10 protein-coding genes are annotated in these 15,896 nt (G+C 51.7%); 8 read left to right on the top strand and 2 right to left on the bottom strand.

Annotated features, from left to right (window positions below):
- Positions 1–131 precede the first annotated feature (131 nt).
- From HMPREF9439_RS11085 to lptG, 8 genes are all read left to right on the top strand, one after another.
- Positions 132–1,724, top strand: coding sequence for an ABC transporter substrate-binding protein (locus HMPREF9439_RS11085; protein ID WP_040603628.1), 1,593 nt, complete (start codon positions 132–134; stop codon positions 1,722–1,724).
- A 61-nt stretch (positions 1,725–1,785) separates the two neighbouring features.
- A complete protein-coding gene (locus HMPREF9439_RS11080; RefSeq protein WP_008812253.1) occupies positions 1,786–2,766 on the top strand; it encodes an ABC transporter permease in 981 nt (326 codons plus the stop codon).
- 5 nt (positions 2,767–2,771) lie between these two features.
- On the top strand, positions 2,772–3,989 hold the full coding sequence (locus HMPREF9439_RS11075) for an amidohydrolase (RefSeq protein ID WP_008812252.1): 1,218 nt from the start codon (positions 2,772–2,774) through the stop codon (positions 3,987–3,989).
- Between the two features lie 49 nt (positions 3,990–4,038).
- Positions 4,039–4,914 (top strand): ABC transporter permease, encoded by an 876-nt coding sequence (locus HMPREF9439_RS11070; protein WP_008864926.1) that lies wholly within the window; start codon positions 4,039–4,041, stop codon positions 4,912–4,914.
- A 5-nt stretch (positions 4,915–4,919) separates the two neighbouring features.
- Positions 4,920–5,954 carry an ABC transporter ATP-binding protein gene (locus HMPREF9439_RS11065; protein WP_008812250.1) on the top strand — a complete coding sequence of 345 codons (1,035 nt, stop codon included), beginning with the start codon at positions 4,920–4,922 and terminating at the stop codon, positions 5,952–5,954.
- On the top strand, positions 5,951–6,979 hold the full coding sequence (locus tag HMPREF9439_RS11060) for an ABC transporter ATP-binding protein (protein ID WP_008864925.1): 1,029 nt from the start codon (positions 5,951–5,953) through the stop codon (positions 6,977–6,979). The genes HMPREF9439_RS11065 and HMPREF9439_RS11060 overlap by 4 nt, the downstream gene beginning before the upstream one ends.
- A 120-nt stretch (positions 6,980–7,099) precedes the next feature.
- Positions 7,100–8,254 (top strand): LPS export ABC transporter permease LptF, encoded by a 1,155-nt coding sequence (gene lptF, locus HMPREF9439_RS11055; protein ID WP_008864924.1) that lies wholly within the window; start codon positions 7,100–7,102, stop codon positions 8,252–8,254.
- The gene (gene lptG / locus HMPREF9439_RS11050; protein WP_008864923.1) at positions 8,251–9,387 is read left to right on the top strand and encodes an LPS export ABC transporter permease LptG; all 1,137 of its coding nucleotides are present in this window, start codon (positions 8,251–8,253) and stop codon (positions 9,385–9,387) included. The genes lptF and lptG overlap by 4 nt, the downstream gene beginning before the upstream one ends.
- Before the next feature lie 59 nt (positions 9,388–9,446).
- Here lptG and HMPREF9439_RS11045 read toward each other — a convergent pair whose 3' ends face one another.
- Both HMPREF9439_RS11045 and uvrA read right to left on the bottom strand, forming a co-directional pair.
- Positions 9,447–9,962 carry a MarR family winged helix-turn-helix transcriptional regulator gene (locus tag HMPREF9439_RS11045; protein WP_008864922.1) on the bottom strand — a complete coding sequence of 172 codons (516 nt, stop codon included), beginning with the start codon at positions 9,960–9,962 and terminating at the stop codon, positions 9,447–9,449.
- A 125-nt stretch (positions 9,963–10,087) separates the two neighbouring features.
- Complete coding sequence (uvrA, locus tag HMPREF9439_RS11040; protein WP_008864921.1) at positions 10,088–15,658, bottom strand: excinuclease ABC subunit UvrA; 5,571 nt, start codon at positions 15,656–15,658, stop codon at positions 10,088–10,090.
- Positions 15,659–15,896: the final 238 nt, after the last annotated feature.

Genomic DNA, 15,896 nt, shown 5'->3' with positions numbered 1-15,896 from the left:
TAACCGTTCAAGAGGTTTTGTTTTTTCCAGCGCGGGAAAATACCCTTAAATTTATTTCTCTAAAGTGGTTTTTGCACCTGCCTCATGATATAAATTTTCTATTGTTCTCTACTTTTCATAGGAGATTTACCATGAGACGACTCGTAGCAATTGCAATGACTTGTGCCGCAATGGGGATCGGCATTTCTTCCGGTGCTTACGCCGCTACTTTCAAATGGGCCAGCCAAGGGGACATATTAACTTTTGATCCCCACGCTCAGAATGAAGCATTCAACAATACCGCCAATTCTTACGTTTACGAAGCATTAGTTAATCTCAACAAAGGTAAAGTGACGCCGTCTCTTGCGGAAAGCTGGACCTCAGTCCCCGAAGGTTTCGTTTTCAAGCTGCGCAAAGGCGTGAAATTTCATGAAGGAGAGACTCTGACAGCCGAAGACGTGGCTTTCTCGATCAATCGAGCCCTCCATCCGATTTCTCAGTTCAAAACATTTACGGCCGGCATTTTGGGCGCCGAAGCGCTTCCGAACGGCGATGTTCTGATCAAAACGATTAATCATTCTCCTGTCCTTCTCAATCAGCTTGCCTATCTCAGAATTTTGAATAAAGCCTGGGCTGAAAAGCACGGAGCAACTGCACCGCAGAATTTTGTTGCCAAAGAAGAAGCCTATGCAGCAAAACATGCGAACGGCACCGGTCCTTTCAAACTTCAGTCTCGTGAAGTTGATATCAAAACAGTTTTTGTTGAAAATCCTGATTGGTGGAATAAAGCCAACAAAGTCGGAAATGTCACAGAAGGCATCTACACTCCGATTAAATCTGCGGCGACCCGTATGGCAGCTTTATTGTCCGGAGAGGTGGACTTTGTCCCTGATCCCGCAACTCAAGATATCCAGCGCCTGAAAAACAATTCGAAGGTCAAACTTCAGTCCGGACCCGAGCTCCGCGTGCTCATGATTTCTCTGGACCAAATGCGTGACGAATCTCCTTACGTTTTTGTCGACGGTAAGAAAACCGACAAGAACCCGTTCAAGGATATCCGCGTTCGTCAGGCCCTCTATCAGGCTATTGATATCAAAACACTTCAGCGCGCCGTGATGAGAGGTTTCTCGATCCCGAACGGAACGATTGTTTCCTCCGAGACAAACGGCTGGAGCGCCAAAGCGGCCGACCGTCTTCCTTACGATCCGCAGGCGGCTAAAAAGCTTCTGGCAGAGGCCGGTTATCCCAACGGTTTTGAATTTACGCTCGATTGCCCGAATAACCGCTATATCAACGACGAGGCCATCGGTAAAGCGCTGGCCGGCATGTGGGCAAAGATCGGCGTGAAGGTAAAGGTTAATGCGATTCCCCGTGCGAACTATTTTCCGAAAGTTCTGCGTTATGACTCTTCCGTCGGCATGGTCGGTTGGGGTGCCTCCACTCAGGACGCTCTGTTCCCGCTGCAGTCTTTAGTGGAAACTGTCGATGTTAAAAAAGGCAACGGCCTGTCCAACATCGGACGAGTTTCGGATCCGGAGCTTGACGCTTTAATTGAAAAAATCAAAGAAGAAGAAAACTTTGATAAGCGTAATGAGTTGATCGAACAAGCTCTTCTTCGCGTCAATAAGAATATCTATGTTCTTCCGCTTCACACACAAGTTATCAACTGGGCTTTGAAGAAAAATATAGATGCTCCTCTGCGTGCTGACGACCGCTTGGAGCTTGATAAAGTCGTGGTGAAGTAATTCTCTTTTTTGGCCGGGAATGACTTTTCCGGCCTATCGACTCCCGAAAGGATGCCGACAGATGTTCTCGTTTGTTATAAAACGTCTGCTCCAGGCAATATTGGTCATGCTTATCGTGACCTTGATTGCTTTTCTGTTGTTCCAATTTGTAGGCGATCCCGTGACCCAAATGCTGGGTCAGGAAGCCACCGAGGCTGACCGTCTTGCGCTGACGCATGAGCTAGGGCTTGATCAGCCGATCTGGAAACAGTTCGGAGCGTTTATCGCAAATACTCTCCACGGTGACTTTGGCATGTCACTGCGCCAAGGTGCGCCCGTGGTTGACTTGTTTAAAGAAAAAATGCCGGCGACGCTCGAGCTTGCATTTTTCTCTGCAATGGTAGCTACGCTCATCGGAATTCCGTTGGGAGTCTTTGTGGCTCTGAAGAGAAATTCGATTTGGGCAAGCTGGCTGATGGGTTTATCGCTCGTTGGAATTTCTCTTCCGACATTTTTTATCGGTATTTTGCTGATCCTCGTGTTTTCGGTTTGGCTGGGATGGCTTCCGTCCTACGGAAGAGGAGAGACGGTTGCATTTGGCTGGTGGACAACCGGCCTGCTCACCGGAGATGGTCTGAAACATATCATCCTCCCCGCGGTGACTTTGGCGATCTTTCAAATTGCTCTGGTGATGCGCTTGGTACGCAGTGAAATGCTTGAGGTCATGCGCACGGACTACATTCGCTTTGCGCGTGCCAGAGGAGTTCCAAAACGAAAAATCTTTTTTAGACATGCGTTGAAAAATACGCTGCTGCCGGTGATTACGATCACAGGACTCCAGATCGGCGGCATTATCGCCTTTTCGATCGTGACCGAAACCGTTTTCCAGTGGCCGGGCATGGGCCTGCTGTTTATACAGGCGGTTCAGTTTGCAGACATCCCGGTCATGGCAGCCTACCTCTGTCTAATCTCTCTTATTTTTGTCGTCATTAACCTCATTGTTGATTTGCTCTACTTGGCAGTAGATCCGAGGCTGAAATCAGACGCAGCAAACAAGGAATAGAAAAAATGAACAGCGTTAATTTGGATAAATATTCAGATCCCTTTTTCCTCGGAGAAACCAAAGAAGAACTGCGCCGAATTCGTCAGGATTTTCACGTCCATCCTGAAATCGGCTTGGTGACACCGAGAACCTCACGCATCATTGCTGACTTACTAAAGGATTACGGCGTTGATGAAGTTCACGAAGGCGTCGGTGGAGACGGTGTCGTGGGTGTCATTTACGGAAAACTTCCGGGAGAAGCTTCAGTCGGCCTGAGGGCGGATATCGACGCGCTGCCTTTAAAAGAATTGTCCAACCATGACCACGTTTCTCAAGTCGAAGGCGCAATGCATGCCTGCGGTCACGACGGTCATGCGGCAGCACTTTTGGGCGCCGCCAAGAAACTTGCTTCTGAGAGAAATTTCGGAGGTAAAGTGGTTTTGGTTTTCCAACCGGGTGAAGAGGGCTGGTCCGGCGCTAAGCACATGATGGAAGACGGACTTTTCGAACGCTTTCCGATGCAGGAAATTTATGCCTTCCATAATTCATCCGCGATTGAACCGGGACGAATTGCGTTGAACTACGGAGCAATGCAGGCGGCTGCCGACGCATTTACGATCGTCGTAAAGGGCAAGGGCGGCCATGCTTCTCGACCGAACTTGAACCACGATCCTGTGATTGCAGCAGCACACATTATCTTGGCACTCCAAACAATTGTGTCTAGAGAAGTGGATCCCTTGGAGACAGCGGTAGTTTCGTGCTGTTCTCTTCAAGCAGGCGATCCGCGTGCGCAGAGCGTGTGCCCGGACTCTTGTCAAATCGTCGGCACTGCTCGAACCTTCTCTCCCGAAGTCAGGGATTTAGTAGAGAAAAGAATCGGTGAGATTAGTGCCTCTATTGCTGTGGGCCTAGGCTGCACAGCCGAAACCGATTACGGACGTTTTTATCCGCCCTGCATCAACACGCCTGAGCAGGCAGCCTTCATGGCTGATGTAGCTGCCGGTTTTGTCGGTGAAGAAAACGTTGACCGCAACTATCCGAGAATGGCGGGCGGAGAGGATTTTGCCTTTATGTTGGAAAAAGTCCCTGGCGCCTATATTCGCATCGGTCAGGGCGGCGCGTCGGCACACAATCCGTACTTTGATTTCAATGATGAGATCCTGCCGCTGGCTGCAAGCGTGCTGGCGGCAACGGCCGAAAAACGACTTCAAAAATTAAACGGCGGAGGCAATAGTGCTGAGTAAAAACAGCGGACGGCCGTCTGCGTTCAGGCGCTTTCTGGAAAGCGACCTAATGTGGAAGTTTCTGCATTCTCCGGCTGCGATTATCAGCTTTGTAATTTGTGCCGGACTTCTGCTCTCTGCTTTCTTTGCAAGCTGGATTGCGCCCTATGATCCGTTTGATCTGACGGCATTTGATCTGTCGGACGCCTTTTTGCCTCCGGCCTGGATGGAGGGAGGCAAGTGGCAGTTCCTGCTGGGAACCGATGATCAGGGAAGAGATCTGCTTTCAGCTATTCTGTACGGCCTTCGGGTCTCGTTAGAGATCGGCTTGTCTTCCGTATTCATTTCTGTCGCCCTAGGTGTCTCTCTCGGTTTGATTTCCGGCTATGCAGGCGGAATCACGGATGCGGTCATCATGCGTTTCTGCGACGTGATGCTGAGCTTCCCGGCGATTCTTCTGGCACTGCTGATCGACGGAATTATCCGAGTGATTCTTCCCGAGAATATGCATGATCAGGCCGCATACGGCGTGCTTATTTTTGCGATTTCTCTTTCCGGCTGGGTGCGCTATGCCCGCACGGTCCGAGGTGCGACGTTAAGTGAGAAGAAACGTGATTATGTTCAGGCGGCTAAGCTTTTCGGCGTGAGCCCCACACGAATCATGTTTACGCACATCCTTCCCAACGTCTTAGGTCCGGTCTTGGTGCTTGCCACGGTTCAGGTAGCATTGGCGATTATTACGGAAGCAACCTTGTCGTTTCTGGGTGTCGGAGTTCCTCCGACGACGCCGTCTCTTGGTACCTTGATTCGCATCGGCAATGAGTTTTTATTCTCGGGCGAATGGTGGATCACGATTTTCCCCGGCGTTGCACTTATTCTCTTTGTGCTGTCCGTCAATATGCTGGGGGACTGGCTGCGCGACGCTCTTAACCCGAAACTTCAGTAACTCTTATGAATCATCAGCCGCTTTTAGAGGTTCGGAACCTCAAAGTAGAAATTCCGACAAGAAAGGGAACTCTGATTGCTTTAGAAGATGTCTCTTTTAGTTTGAAGACCGGAGAGATATTAGGTGTTGTCGGGGAGTCCGGGGCCGGCAAGTCCATGGTCGGTAACTCCATCATCGGTCTGCTCGGAAAACCGGCACATATCACTCACGGAGAGATCCTTCTGGAAGGAAAGCGCATCGACAACCTGTCCGATGATGAAATGGAAAAGATCCGCGGCAAAAGTATCGGCGCGATTTTCCAGGATCCGTTAACCAGTCTGAATCCACTTTTTACGATCGGTGATCAATTAATCGAAACAATCCGTATTCACTCCAATCTGAGTGAGAAAGAGGCGAGGGAAAGGGCCATTCGTCTGTTGGAGGCGACCGGCGTGCCGGCTGCGGACAAACGAATGGACAACTATCCTCATCAGTTCTCGGGAGGCATGCGTCAGCGTGTGGTCATCGCTTTAGCGCTTAGCGCAGATCCTAAGCTGATCATTGCCGACGAACCCACGACGGCGCTGGATGTTTCGGTGCAGGCCCAGATCATCGAGCTTCTTAAGAAGCTTTGCGAAGAAAACGGAACAGCGGTTATTTTGGTGACCCACGATATGGGTGTCATCGCAGAGACGGCGGATCGCGTTGCCGTGATGTATGCGGGACGGCTCGCTGAGATCGGTCCTGTGGAAGAAATGATTCACGACGCAGAGCATCCATACACGATCGGTTTAATGGGTTCGATACCGAAAATCGGAGACGAACAGGATCGGCTCTCCCAGATCCCGGGCGCCATGCCGCATTTGACCGAAGTTCCGTCGGGATGTGCGTTTCATCCCCGCTGTCCGCTGGCAGAGGAACGCTGCATTCGTGAGCGCCCCGGCCTTCAGCCATGCGGCAATAAGTTAGTGGCCTGCTGGAAGGCAGGTCGTCAGAATAAACGCATGCAGTTCCCGCAGGAACCCTTCACCATCAGAGCGCCTGAGGATATGCCAAGATGAGAAACGATAATGTAAAGTGCACTCAGTCCGTACTGGTCAAGGTGCAGGATCTCAAGAAATACTTTGATGTATCGCCTTCCTTGCTCACACGAGTGGTTGAAAGAAAACCTCGGGCGCTGCTTAAGGCAGTGGACGGAGTTTCCTTTGAAATTCGCCGAGGCGAGACATTAGCCCTGGTAGGGGAGTCCGGCTGCGGAAAATCGACCACCGCACGAATGCTGGTAGGGTTGGACAAACCGACAGCAGGTACGGTAGAAGTCGATGGGAAAGACTTGTACGCGTCTCGAGGAAAAGATGAGAAACTCGTGCGCGGGAAAATTCAGATGATTTTCCAGGACCCTTATGCGAGTCTCAATCCTCGCTGGAAAGTCGGACGGATCGTCGCGGAGCCCATCATCGCGCAAAAGGTTATTAAAGATCCGAAAGAAATCGAAAACCGCGTGAATTCCGTTCTTCATCTTGTCAATCTTTCAAAAGAAGACAAGGACAAATATCCGCACCAGTTTTCCGGCGGTCAGAGACAGAGAATCTCTATCGCGCGAGCAATCGCCATTCATCCGGAGTTTCTCGTCTGCGACGAGCCGACCAGTGCACTGGATGTCTCCGTTCAGGCCCAGGTGCTGAATTTGATGCAGAACCTGCAGAGAGAGGTAGGCTTAACTTATTTGTTTATTTCTCACAATCTTTCGGTTGTGCACCACATCAGCGATCGCGTCGGCGTGATGTATTTGGGGCGCCTGGTTGAGCTAGCAGATAAGCGAACGCTCTTTAACGAACCTCGACATCCTTATACGAGGATGCTTTTGGACGCCATTCCGGATCTGAGTCAGACGCATCGGAGACGCACGCCGATTTCGGGCGAAGTGCCTAATCCGCTGTCTCCGCCCACAGGCTGTCCGTTCCATCCCCGCTGTCCGCTTGCCAATGAACGCTGCCGCAAGGAAATGCCGCTCAGACAAATGATTGATTCACACGGGTCCTTTGCGGAAGTTGCCTGCCACGCAGCAGAAGAAGGCAGGTTGTAATTTTTCTTTGCGGCCGACGGCACAGACGTAAAAAAGAGAAATCCACAGTTTTTCAAACTTGCTAAACTTAAAGTTTCAAATTTGCGTCTGTGCAGATTGTTATCGTCGTGTAAGCCTGGAATGATTTATCGTAAAGCACTCACATCCGAGTTATCTAATACCGCGGGAGGAGCATTTACTGTGCTCTTCTCGATTGTCGTTACTATCGGGCTTGTACGAATTTTGAACCAAACCGCAGGCGGCCGTTACGACACAGGTTCTATCTTGGAAGTGGTCGCTTACACTTCTCTGATTAATCTGCCTGCGCTTATCTCCCTAGCTTTATTTTTAGCGGTCTTTATGACCTTGAACCGTTATTGGCGCGACAGCGAAATGTTCGTCTGGTTTTCTGCCGGCGGTTTGAGTCTGACTTCCTGGATTCGTCCGGTTCTGCGCTTTGCGCTTCCGGTTGTTCTTGTCGTTGCCGCTTGTTCGATTGCCGTTTCTCCTTGGTCAAGAGCTCAGGTTCAGGCCTATCGTGATCGTTTTGCTCAGAAAGAAGACATCAGCAAACTTTCTTCTGGCCGATTCATCGAGGCAAAAAGCGGCCGTCAGGTCTTCTTCTTAGAAGGTGTCGATCAGGAAAAGGGCAAGGTTAAAACGCTTCTGATGGTGGAGCTCAAAAAAGACGGCTCCCGTTCCGTGCTCGTCTCCGACCGCGGTCATATTGAAAACAAACCGAACGGAGATCGTTACATTGTTCTAGACGACGGCCGGAAATACGATACAAAGCCGTCGGGTCTCGGAGCATCGGTTTCCGACTTTAGGGAATACGAAATCAGAATGGATAGTTCGCCGTCAGAGGTCGGTGCGAATAAAAAGCTCAACGCCATGCCGATCGAGGATCTGATAAAGAGAACAGACAATCGGGCAGCTTCCGAGCTGTTTTGGCGAATATCCTGGCCTCTTGTCGCGCTGAATCTGGCACTGCTTGCTATCCCGCTTTCCTATAACAATCCGCGCTCCATGAAGTATTACGGACAGACAGCAGCCGTGCTGATCTTCATCCTTTACCTGAATGCGCTGTCGATTTTCCAGACTTGGATCACACAAGGAAAAGTCGGCATATTGGGTGCGACTTTGTACATGAATGTTCCGGTCGCGGTTCTGACCACCTTCCTGTTCTATCGCCTAATGACGATAAATCAAGGGCGTTTTGATGCTTTCATTTATTGGCTGCAGAAGCCCTTCAGAGCATTAGCAGGGAAGTTTAAGCGCAAGAAGGAGACACCATGAAAATCGTCTCCCGAATGATTTTTGCCCAGATCATGAAGAGCTCCCTGTTTGTTCTTCTGACTCTGGTTGCTCTGTTTGCCTTTTTTGACTTGATCGGCCAGTCCGGCAATATCGGCACTTCTTACTCGATGGGACAAGCGTTCCTGCTGACGGCGCTGATTCTGCCGACGCGCTGCTATGAAGTGCTGCCGATTGCCGTGATGCTGGGCTCCATTTTTACGCTCTCGCGACTTGCCTCAACGAGCCAGTTTACGGTCCTGCGCGTTTCCGGCATCGGACCGTGGCGATTCTGCGGCATGCTTTTGATGCCCGGTATCGTCCTTGTAATCTGCGCTTATCTTCTCGGAAATCTGGTTGCGCCTCCGGCTCAGCGACTGGCAAAAGAATTCAAACTGGATATCAGCGGCTCAGCTTTTACCGGCAAAGAGCTTGATTCCGGTATTTGGGTTCGCGACGTCCAGCGCAATGAAGCGGGCGAGCCGAAGAAAATCAGTTTTGTAAATGTTCAAAGACTCCGTCCGGGCGAGGCTGCCTATGACTGGGTTATCTATGTCTTTGATCGTCCCGATCATCTGACGTCGATTGTGACGGCTAAGAGCGGTACGTATTCCGAGCAGGAAGGTTGGGTTCTCCACGACGTGGTTGAAGAAACCGTGCCGACACTTCCCAAAGAATCCAGAGAACAGACCCAGGCGAGGGTAGAGCGGAAGGTTATGAAGTCGATGGTCTGGGGCAAGAGCTTAGACGGCAACATTTTCGGCCTGCTGATGATTAAGCCCGAAGACATGTCTCTGCAGGAGCTTCATTACTACATCGAATATCTGAAGGAAAACGGACAGACTTATAAGCGCTTTGATACGGCGTTCTGGTCCAAGGCCTTCTATCCGCTGGCAATCTTAGTCATGCTGCTGCTTTCGATGCCTTTTGCATACCAGAACGCCCGAGCGGGCGGTATGGCCATTAAGATTTTCTGCGGCATTATGATCGGCATCTTCTACTACGCGCTGAACAATCTCTTCGCGTTTATGAGCGCGTTGGACAGTGTGCCGTCCATTATTTCGGCGATCCTGCCCTCGGTCATGATGACGCTCGCTGCCATTATTGCCATGTGGTACGTGGAGCGAAGGTCCTAGCAACAGATACAGCAAAAGCGCCGATTCGGCGCTTTTACTGTTGCAGGAGACTGAAAAAATCAGTCTTTTTCTTCCTTTTCTTCCTCTTTTGTTCGTTCTTTGATGTCTTGAATAATGCGTTCTGCTGCGAGCATATCTTCTTCTTTACGGAGGTTCTCTGCAATGACGCAAAGCGACTTTTCAAGGTTATCCAGTTCCTCCTGACTTAAACCTACGAGCGCTCTGTCCTGCATGCGCTTCATATTGGTTTTCAGGCCTCGTTCAATATCGCAGCCCTTTTTCGTTAATTTGACATATTTGCAGCGAAAATCGGCGGGGCTGTTTTTACGCGTAATGAACCCCTTCGCCTCGAGACGCTTCATCAAACCAGTAATTGTGGGGTGAGACAACAGCAGCGCGGCCTGAACGCTTTGCTGGGTTACCTCATGTTTACGGTTTTTGAATAGAAACATCATGACGCTTGCCTGAGATGAGGTAATCCCCAAAGCATCAAAATCTGCATTGCGGCACCGCTCCATCTGGTTATAAACGTAACGAAGGACTTTCAAAACGCCTTTCTCGTACTGATCACTCACTTTAAACTCCCACCTTTAGAGCGAGAAAACTGCGTTCACTCACCCTTATGAATGAACAAATTATATGAATTAAAAAATAAGCGTCCTCTGTGGGACGCCTATAGTGGGAGAATGAAGAAATCAGATTACGCAGATTGAGTTTTCTTCAGTTTTGCCGTTTCCATGAACTCCTTCAAGGCTTCGGCTGTGTGGGTTGAAGCCCTGAGTAAACGCTGGGGTGGGCCGGCAAAGACATTTTTACCGCCTTGACTGCCCCCTTCAGGACCCATATCGATAATCCAGTCGGCTTCTGCGATCACATCCAGGTTGTGCTCAATGACAATCACCGTGTTGCCGGCATCCACAAGTCGATGCAAAACTTTTATCAATTTATCGACATCAGCCATGTGGAGTCCGACGGTCGGTTCGTCAAGAACGTAAACCGTTTCCGGCAGCTTGCGGCCGCCCTTGCGGATGTCATCCTTAACTTTGGAGAGCTCGGTGACGAGCTTGATACGCTGGGCCTCACCGCCCGAGAGCGTCGGAGACGGCTGACCCAGAGTCAGGTAACCGAGGCCCACGTCCTGCATCAGTTTCAGCGGATGAAGAATAGACGGGACCGAGGCGAAGAACTCAACGGCTTCGTCGACTTCCATCTTGAGGACTTCGCCGATGCTCTTGCCTTTCCACTTCACTTCTAAGGTCTCTTCGTTAAAGCGCATCGAGTCGCAAACGTCGCAGTGAACCTTCACATCCGGAAGGAAGCTCATTTCCAAGGTTTTAATGCCTTGGCCTTCGCAAGCTTCGCAGCGGCCGCCCTTCACATTGAAAGAGAAGCGGGAGGCGGTATAACCGCGAGCCTTGGCTTCTTCAGACTGAGCGAAGAGTTTGCGTATGTCGTCCCAGAAACCGATGTAAGTGGCCGGGCACGAACGCGGAGTCTTGCCGATCGGCGTTTGGTCTACTTCAAGGATGCGGTCAACGGTTTCCCAGCCTGAGATGCCTTTGCAGCCTTCCGGCGTCGGAACGGACTTACCTTTCTCGCGAACCAAGGCAGCCATGTTCTTTAAGAACACTTCGCGGGCCAAGGTCGACTTGCCGGAGCCCGAGACGCCTGTCAGGACGGTGAGACGTTTGAGCGGGAAAGAAGCGGTCACATCCTTGAGGTTGTGAGAATTGGCTCCTTGAACGGTAATCATCGGATCGGATTTCAGCGTACGGCGCTTGGCTTTGCAGGTATGCTGCAGCGGATGCTTCAGGTAGTAGCCGGTCAAAGACTTCTCGGATGCTTCAATATCTTCCACCGAGCCTTGCGCAATCAGCTGACCGCCGCGAGTACCGGCGCCCGGTCCGATATCGATTACATGGTCGGCACTGCGAATCGTTTCCTCATCATGCTCTACTACCAGCAAAGAGTTGCCTTTGGAGGTGAGTTGTTCGAGCGCAGACAGCAGAATCTTGTTGTCACGCGGATGCAGACCGATGGTCGGTTCGTCTAAGACGTAGCAGACACCCTGAAGGTTTGTGCCGAGTTGAGAAGCTAAGCGGATGCGCTGAGCTTCACCGCCGGAGAGCGTCGGAGCCGAACGATCGAGATTCAAGTAGGAGAGTCCGACTTCTTTTAAGAACGACAAACGAGAGCGGATTTCCTGCAGTGCATCACGAGCGATATCGGCTTGACGGCCGGTGAGCTCAATCGTGTTGAAATAATCTGCCGCCTGATCAATCGTCATCGCAGCTACTTCCGCGATGGACTTGTCATTGAAACGGACGTTGAGCGCAACCAGATTGAGTCGCTGACCGTGACAGTCCGGGCAAATGACCAGTTCTTCGGACATGGCTTCGGCCGTCAATTCACCGGTGTTCTCGTCGACAGCAAGCGCATTTTGGAAGGGCTTGAAGCCGTTGCCCATGCAGGTCGGGCACCAGCCGTGCTTGGAGTTGTAGGAGAACAAGCGCGGGTCAAGTTCAGGGAAGCTCTTCTGGCAGTTCGGGCAGTTGGAGGTCGACGAGAAGGTGCGTTTTTTGCCCTTTTGTTCGATATCCAAAATTCCTTTGCCGAAGTCCAGCGTGACAGCGACGAGCTGTTTGATCTCTCCTTCGTTCTCCGGCGTGACCTTCACCGTGCCGGTAGGCAGATCAATGTTGTGTTCTGTGAAACGAGACAAGGAAGGGAAGCGGAGTGTAGAGACTTTTTCCCCGTCCACAATCAGGTGCTCATAGCCTTTGTTTCTTGCCCAAACCGCCAGGTCCTTGTAGAAGCCTTTACGGTTTTTGACCAAGGGTGCGAGGAAGGTAATTTCCTTACCCTTATAAGTCTTCATGATCGAGGCAAAAATCTGATCCTTAGACTGCTTGATGACCGGCACATTGCAGGTCGGGCAGTACTGGGTGCCGAGCTTCACATAGAGCAAACGCAGGAAATGATAAATCTCCGTCATTGTGGCGACGGTGGATTTCTGGCCTCCTCGAGAGGTGCGCTGTTCAATCGCAACCGTCGGCGGAATACCGTAAATCGCGTCAACGTCCGGCGCGCCTGCGGGCTGCACCATGGATCGAGCAAAGGCGTTGAGCGATTCCAAATATCTGCGCTGACCTTCGTTGAAGATCAAATCAAAGGCCAAGGTGGATTTACCGGAACCCGAGACGCCTGTGACGACGGTGAACTTGTTGCGCGGGATCTGGAGAGACAAGTTCTTCAAATTGTGCTCACGCGCATTGACGACCGTGATGGCATCTTTGGGGTAGGACAGGGCCTTCGGTTCTTCCTGCGGCTTGAAGTCCGTGAAGTAAGCGCTCGGATTTTTCTCTTTGAGGGCCTTGTTATAAGCAGCTAAAGCCAGTCCGGTCGGTGTGTCCTTGATGCGGAAGTCTTTCGGCGTACCAGCAAAGAGTTCGCGTCCGCCGCGCTCACCGCCTTCCGGTCCGAGCTCGATAATCCAGTCGGAGGCGTTAATCACGTCAAGGTTGTGTTCAACCAAAAGAACGGAGTGGCCGGACTGAACGAGTTCCTGCAGGGACTTCATCAGCTTGAATACGTCGTCGAAGTGCAGGCCGGTCGTGGGTTCGTCAAAGATAAAGAGCGTGTGTTTGCTCTCTCCTTTGAGGGCATCAGCGAGGTGCTTGGCGAGCTTGAGACGCTGGGCTTCGCCGCCGGACAAGGTCGGAATCGGCTGGCCGAGCTTGAGATAATCCAAGCCGACTTTAACGAGCGGCTCAAGATTACGCATGATTTCCTTGTTCTCTTTGAAGAACTCAATCGCTTCAGCGATCGTCATGTCGAGCACTTCGGCGATGTTGGCCTCTTTGCCGTTACGAGACAGCTTGACCTCGAGGATCTCATTGCGGTAGCGGGTGCCTTTGCATTCCGGGCAGCTTAAATACACGTCGGACAAGAACTGCATTTCGATGTGTTCAAAACCGCTTCCGGAGCAGGCGGGGCAGCGGCCTGTTCCCGAGTTAAAGGAGAATGTTCCGGCTTCATATTTACGCTTCTTGGCTTCCGGAGATGCGGCAAAGAGACGGCGGATGGTTTCGAACGCACCCATGAAAAGTGCCGGTGTGCTTCGTGTCGTTTTACCGATCGGAGACTGATCGACGAAGGAAACGTCGCTGATGTTTTCGGTTCCGAGGAGCTTCTCAAATTTGCCCGGGGCTTCCGTGGACTTACCTTTGGCTTTCATCAGAGCCGGTACCAGGATGTCCTGAACCAGCGTGGACTTGCCGGAACCCGAGACGCCGGCAATACACACGACTGAGTGCAGCGGAATGCGGATGTCTAAGTTTTTGAGGTTGTGCTCGGAAGCGCCCAGCAGAACCAGCGCCGGGTTGGCCGGGTTGATGCGTTTTTGGGCGGAATGCGGGAAGGTTCTTTCACCGCGGAGGTAGGAACCCGTGAGCGTACGTGCCTTTTTGAGCTCTTCGGGCGTGCCGTCAAAGACGATTCTGCCGCCGTTGGCGCCGGGTCCGGGGCCCATATCAATAATGCGGTCGGCTGCGAGCATGACTTGAGGATCGTGTTCCACAACGACTAAGGTATTGCCGGCGCGGCGCAGACGCTTCATGACGGAGTTCACGCGATCCATATCCTGAGGATGTAGACCGATAGAAGGCTCGTCGAGTACGAACAAGGTGTTGACCAGCGAAGTGCCGAGTGCGGTGGTCAGGTTAATACGCTGAACTTCTCCGCCGGAAAGTGTGCGGCTCTGACGGTCAAGATTGAGATAACCGAGGCCGACTTCCGTGAGGTAACGCAGGCGGGAGCGGATTTCGTCGAGCAGCATGCCGCAGCCTTCTTCGAGTGCCGGAGAAAGTTTGAGCTCATCGAAGAAGATTCTGAGTCGTTCGATCGGAAGCAGCATCAGATCACGGATATTTAATCCGGGCAGATCGCGAAGAATAGCGTCGGAGAAAGTAGCATTGGCAGGACGCCAGCGCTGATGAGAGCCTAACGCATGATCGGCGTTTTCTTTGGTGCCGATGCGCCAAAGAAGCGCGTCGGGTTTGAGACGAGCGCCGTGGCAGTCCGGGCAGGCCGTATAGCTGCGATAGCGGGAGAGCATGACACGGACGTGCATCTTGTAGGCTTTCGTTTCGAGCCATTCGAAGAAATGCTTAATGCCGTACCACTTCTTAGAGCGGAAGCTTGTCCATTTCGGATCGCCGAAGCAGACCCAGTCCTTTTCTTCCTGAGTCAGATCACGGTAAGGCTTGCTGACATCCAGACCTCGTTCGGCGGCATAACGCAGGAGGTCGTCCTTGCATTCGGAGTAGCTTTCCGTATTCCAGGGTTTGACGGCACCTTCTTTAATGGAGAGGCTTTCGTCGGGAATGACCAGACCATAGTCCACGCCGATGATTCTTCCGAACCCGCGGCAGGTGTCGCAGGCACCTAACGGAGAGTTGAAGCTGAAAGTCGAATCATGGGGACGCGCATAGGTAATTCCGCACTCAGGGCAAGTGAGTGCGGCGGAGAATTTCCAAACTTCCTCTTCAGATCCGGGAACGCGGACTTTGAGTTCCATCAAACCTTTGCCGAGACGAAGCGCGGTTTCGACAGCTTCAACGGCGCGGCTGCGGGGAACCGACGGTTTAAAGCGGTCGGCAATGACCTCAATATCCGAGCCGTTTGTTTTGTCCTGAGAAACGACAGTGCAGCGTGTAAAGCCCTGAGCCTCCAAACCGGCAATGGCCGTTTCGGGAGGAAGAGAGGCTGGGACGTGCACATGGAAGCACACGCTTAGGCGTGCGTCCGGAGAAACGTTTTCTAAGCGCTCGGCGATGTCTTCCCAGATGTCCTGAGGGCTTTCTTCACGCACGGGGCGGCCGCAGCAGCGGCAGTAAAGTGAAGAAGCCTGAGAAAAGAGCATCTTCAGATGATCGTTGATCTCAGTCATCGTGCCCACGGTCGAGCGAGAGTTTCTGACCGGATTGGTCTGGTCAATCGCGATAGCGGGCGGCACGCCCTCGACTTTGTCGACCTTCGGGCGGTCCATACGGTCCATGAACTGGCGAACGTAGGGGCTGAAGGTTTCGACATAGCGGCGCTGGCCTTCGGCATAAAGGGTGTCAAAAACCAAAGAGGATTTACCCGAGCCGGAGACGCCGGTGACGACGGTTAATTTGCCGTGTTCGAAAGAAACGTCGATATTTTTTAAGTTGTTTTGTTTTGCTCCGCGGACGGAGATAAATTCTTTTGCGTTGTTCTTAGTCTGCATGTTCTTCCAAGTTAACGGAGTAGGCCGCCTATAGTGGAATCCGAAGGTGATTTTTAAAGACGGCACTTTGGTAGCGTCAACTATACTCTCGTCAAGATTTCAAGAAAATCAACGAGTTGTGAGGAAATGTTTGAAATCGAAACGAAAAGAAACGCAAACGGCAGGCAAAAAAATAAACCCGCCTCGGCATTTGTCGGGCGGGTGTCGGACTCAGTGAAGAGTCTTCGATTGCATCAAG

Source organism: Parasutterella excrementihominis YIT 11859, assembly GCF_000205025.1.
In the GTDB taxonomy this organism is placed as follows: domain Bacteria; phylum Pseudomonadota; class Gammaproteobacteria; order Burkholderiales; family Burkholderiaceae_F; genus Parasutterella; species Parasutterella excrementihominis.
This window is presented reverse-complemented; position numbering and strand designations above follow the sequence as displayed.

Bases quoted from the DNA above. Each gene is read 5' to 3' on its own strand.
- HMPREF9439_RS11085 (WP_040603628.1), top strand. From the start codon at position 132: ATGAGACGACTCGTAGCAATTGCAATGACTTGTGCCGCAATGGGGATC.
- lptG (WP_008864923.1), top strand. From the start codon at position 8,251: ATGAAAATCGTCTCCCGAATGATTTTTGCCCAGATCATGAAGAGCTCC.
- HMPREF9439_RS11075 (WP_008812252.1), top strand. From the start codon at position 2,772: ATGAACAGCGTTAATTTGGATAAATATTCAGATCCCTTTTTCCTCGGA.
- uvrA (WP_008864921.1), bottom strand. From the start codon at position 15,658: ATGCAGACTAAGAACAACGCAAAAGAATTTATCTCCGTCCGCGGAGCA.
- lptF (WP_008864924.1), top strand. From the start codon at position 7,100: ATGATTTATCGTAAAGCACTCACATCCGAGTTATCTAATACCGCGGGA.
- HMPREF9439_RS11070 (WP_008864926.1), top strand. From the start codon at position 4,039: ATGTGGAAGTTTCTGCATTCTCCGGCTGCGATTATCAGCTTTGTAATT.
- HMPREF9439_RS11080 (WP_008812253.1), top strand. From the start codon at position 1,786: ATGTTCTCGTTTGTTATAAAACGTCTGCTCCAGGCAATATTGGTCATG.
- HMPREF9439_RS11065 (WP_008812250.1), top strand. From the start codon at position 4,920: ATGAATCATCAGCCGCTTTTAGAGGTTCGGAACCTCAAAGTAGAAATT.
- HMPREF9439_RS11060 (WP_008864925.1), top strand. From the start codon at position 5,951: ATGAGAAACGATAATGTAAAGTGCACTCAGTCCGTACTGGTCAAGGTG.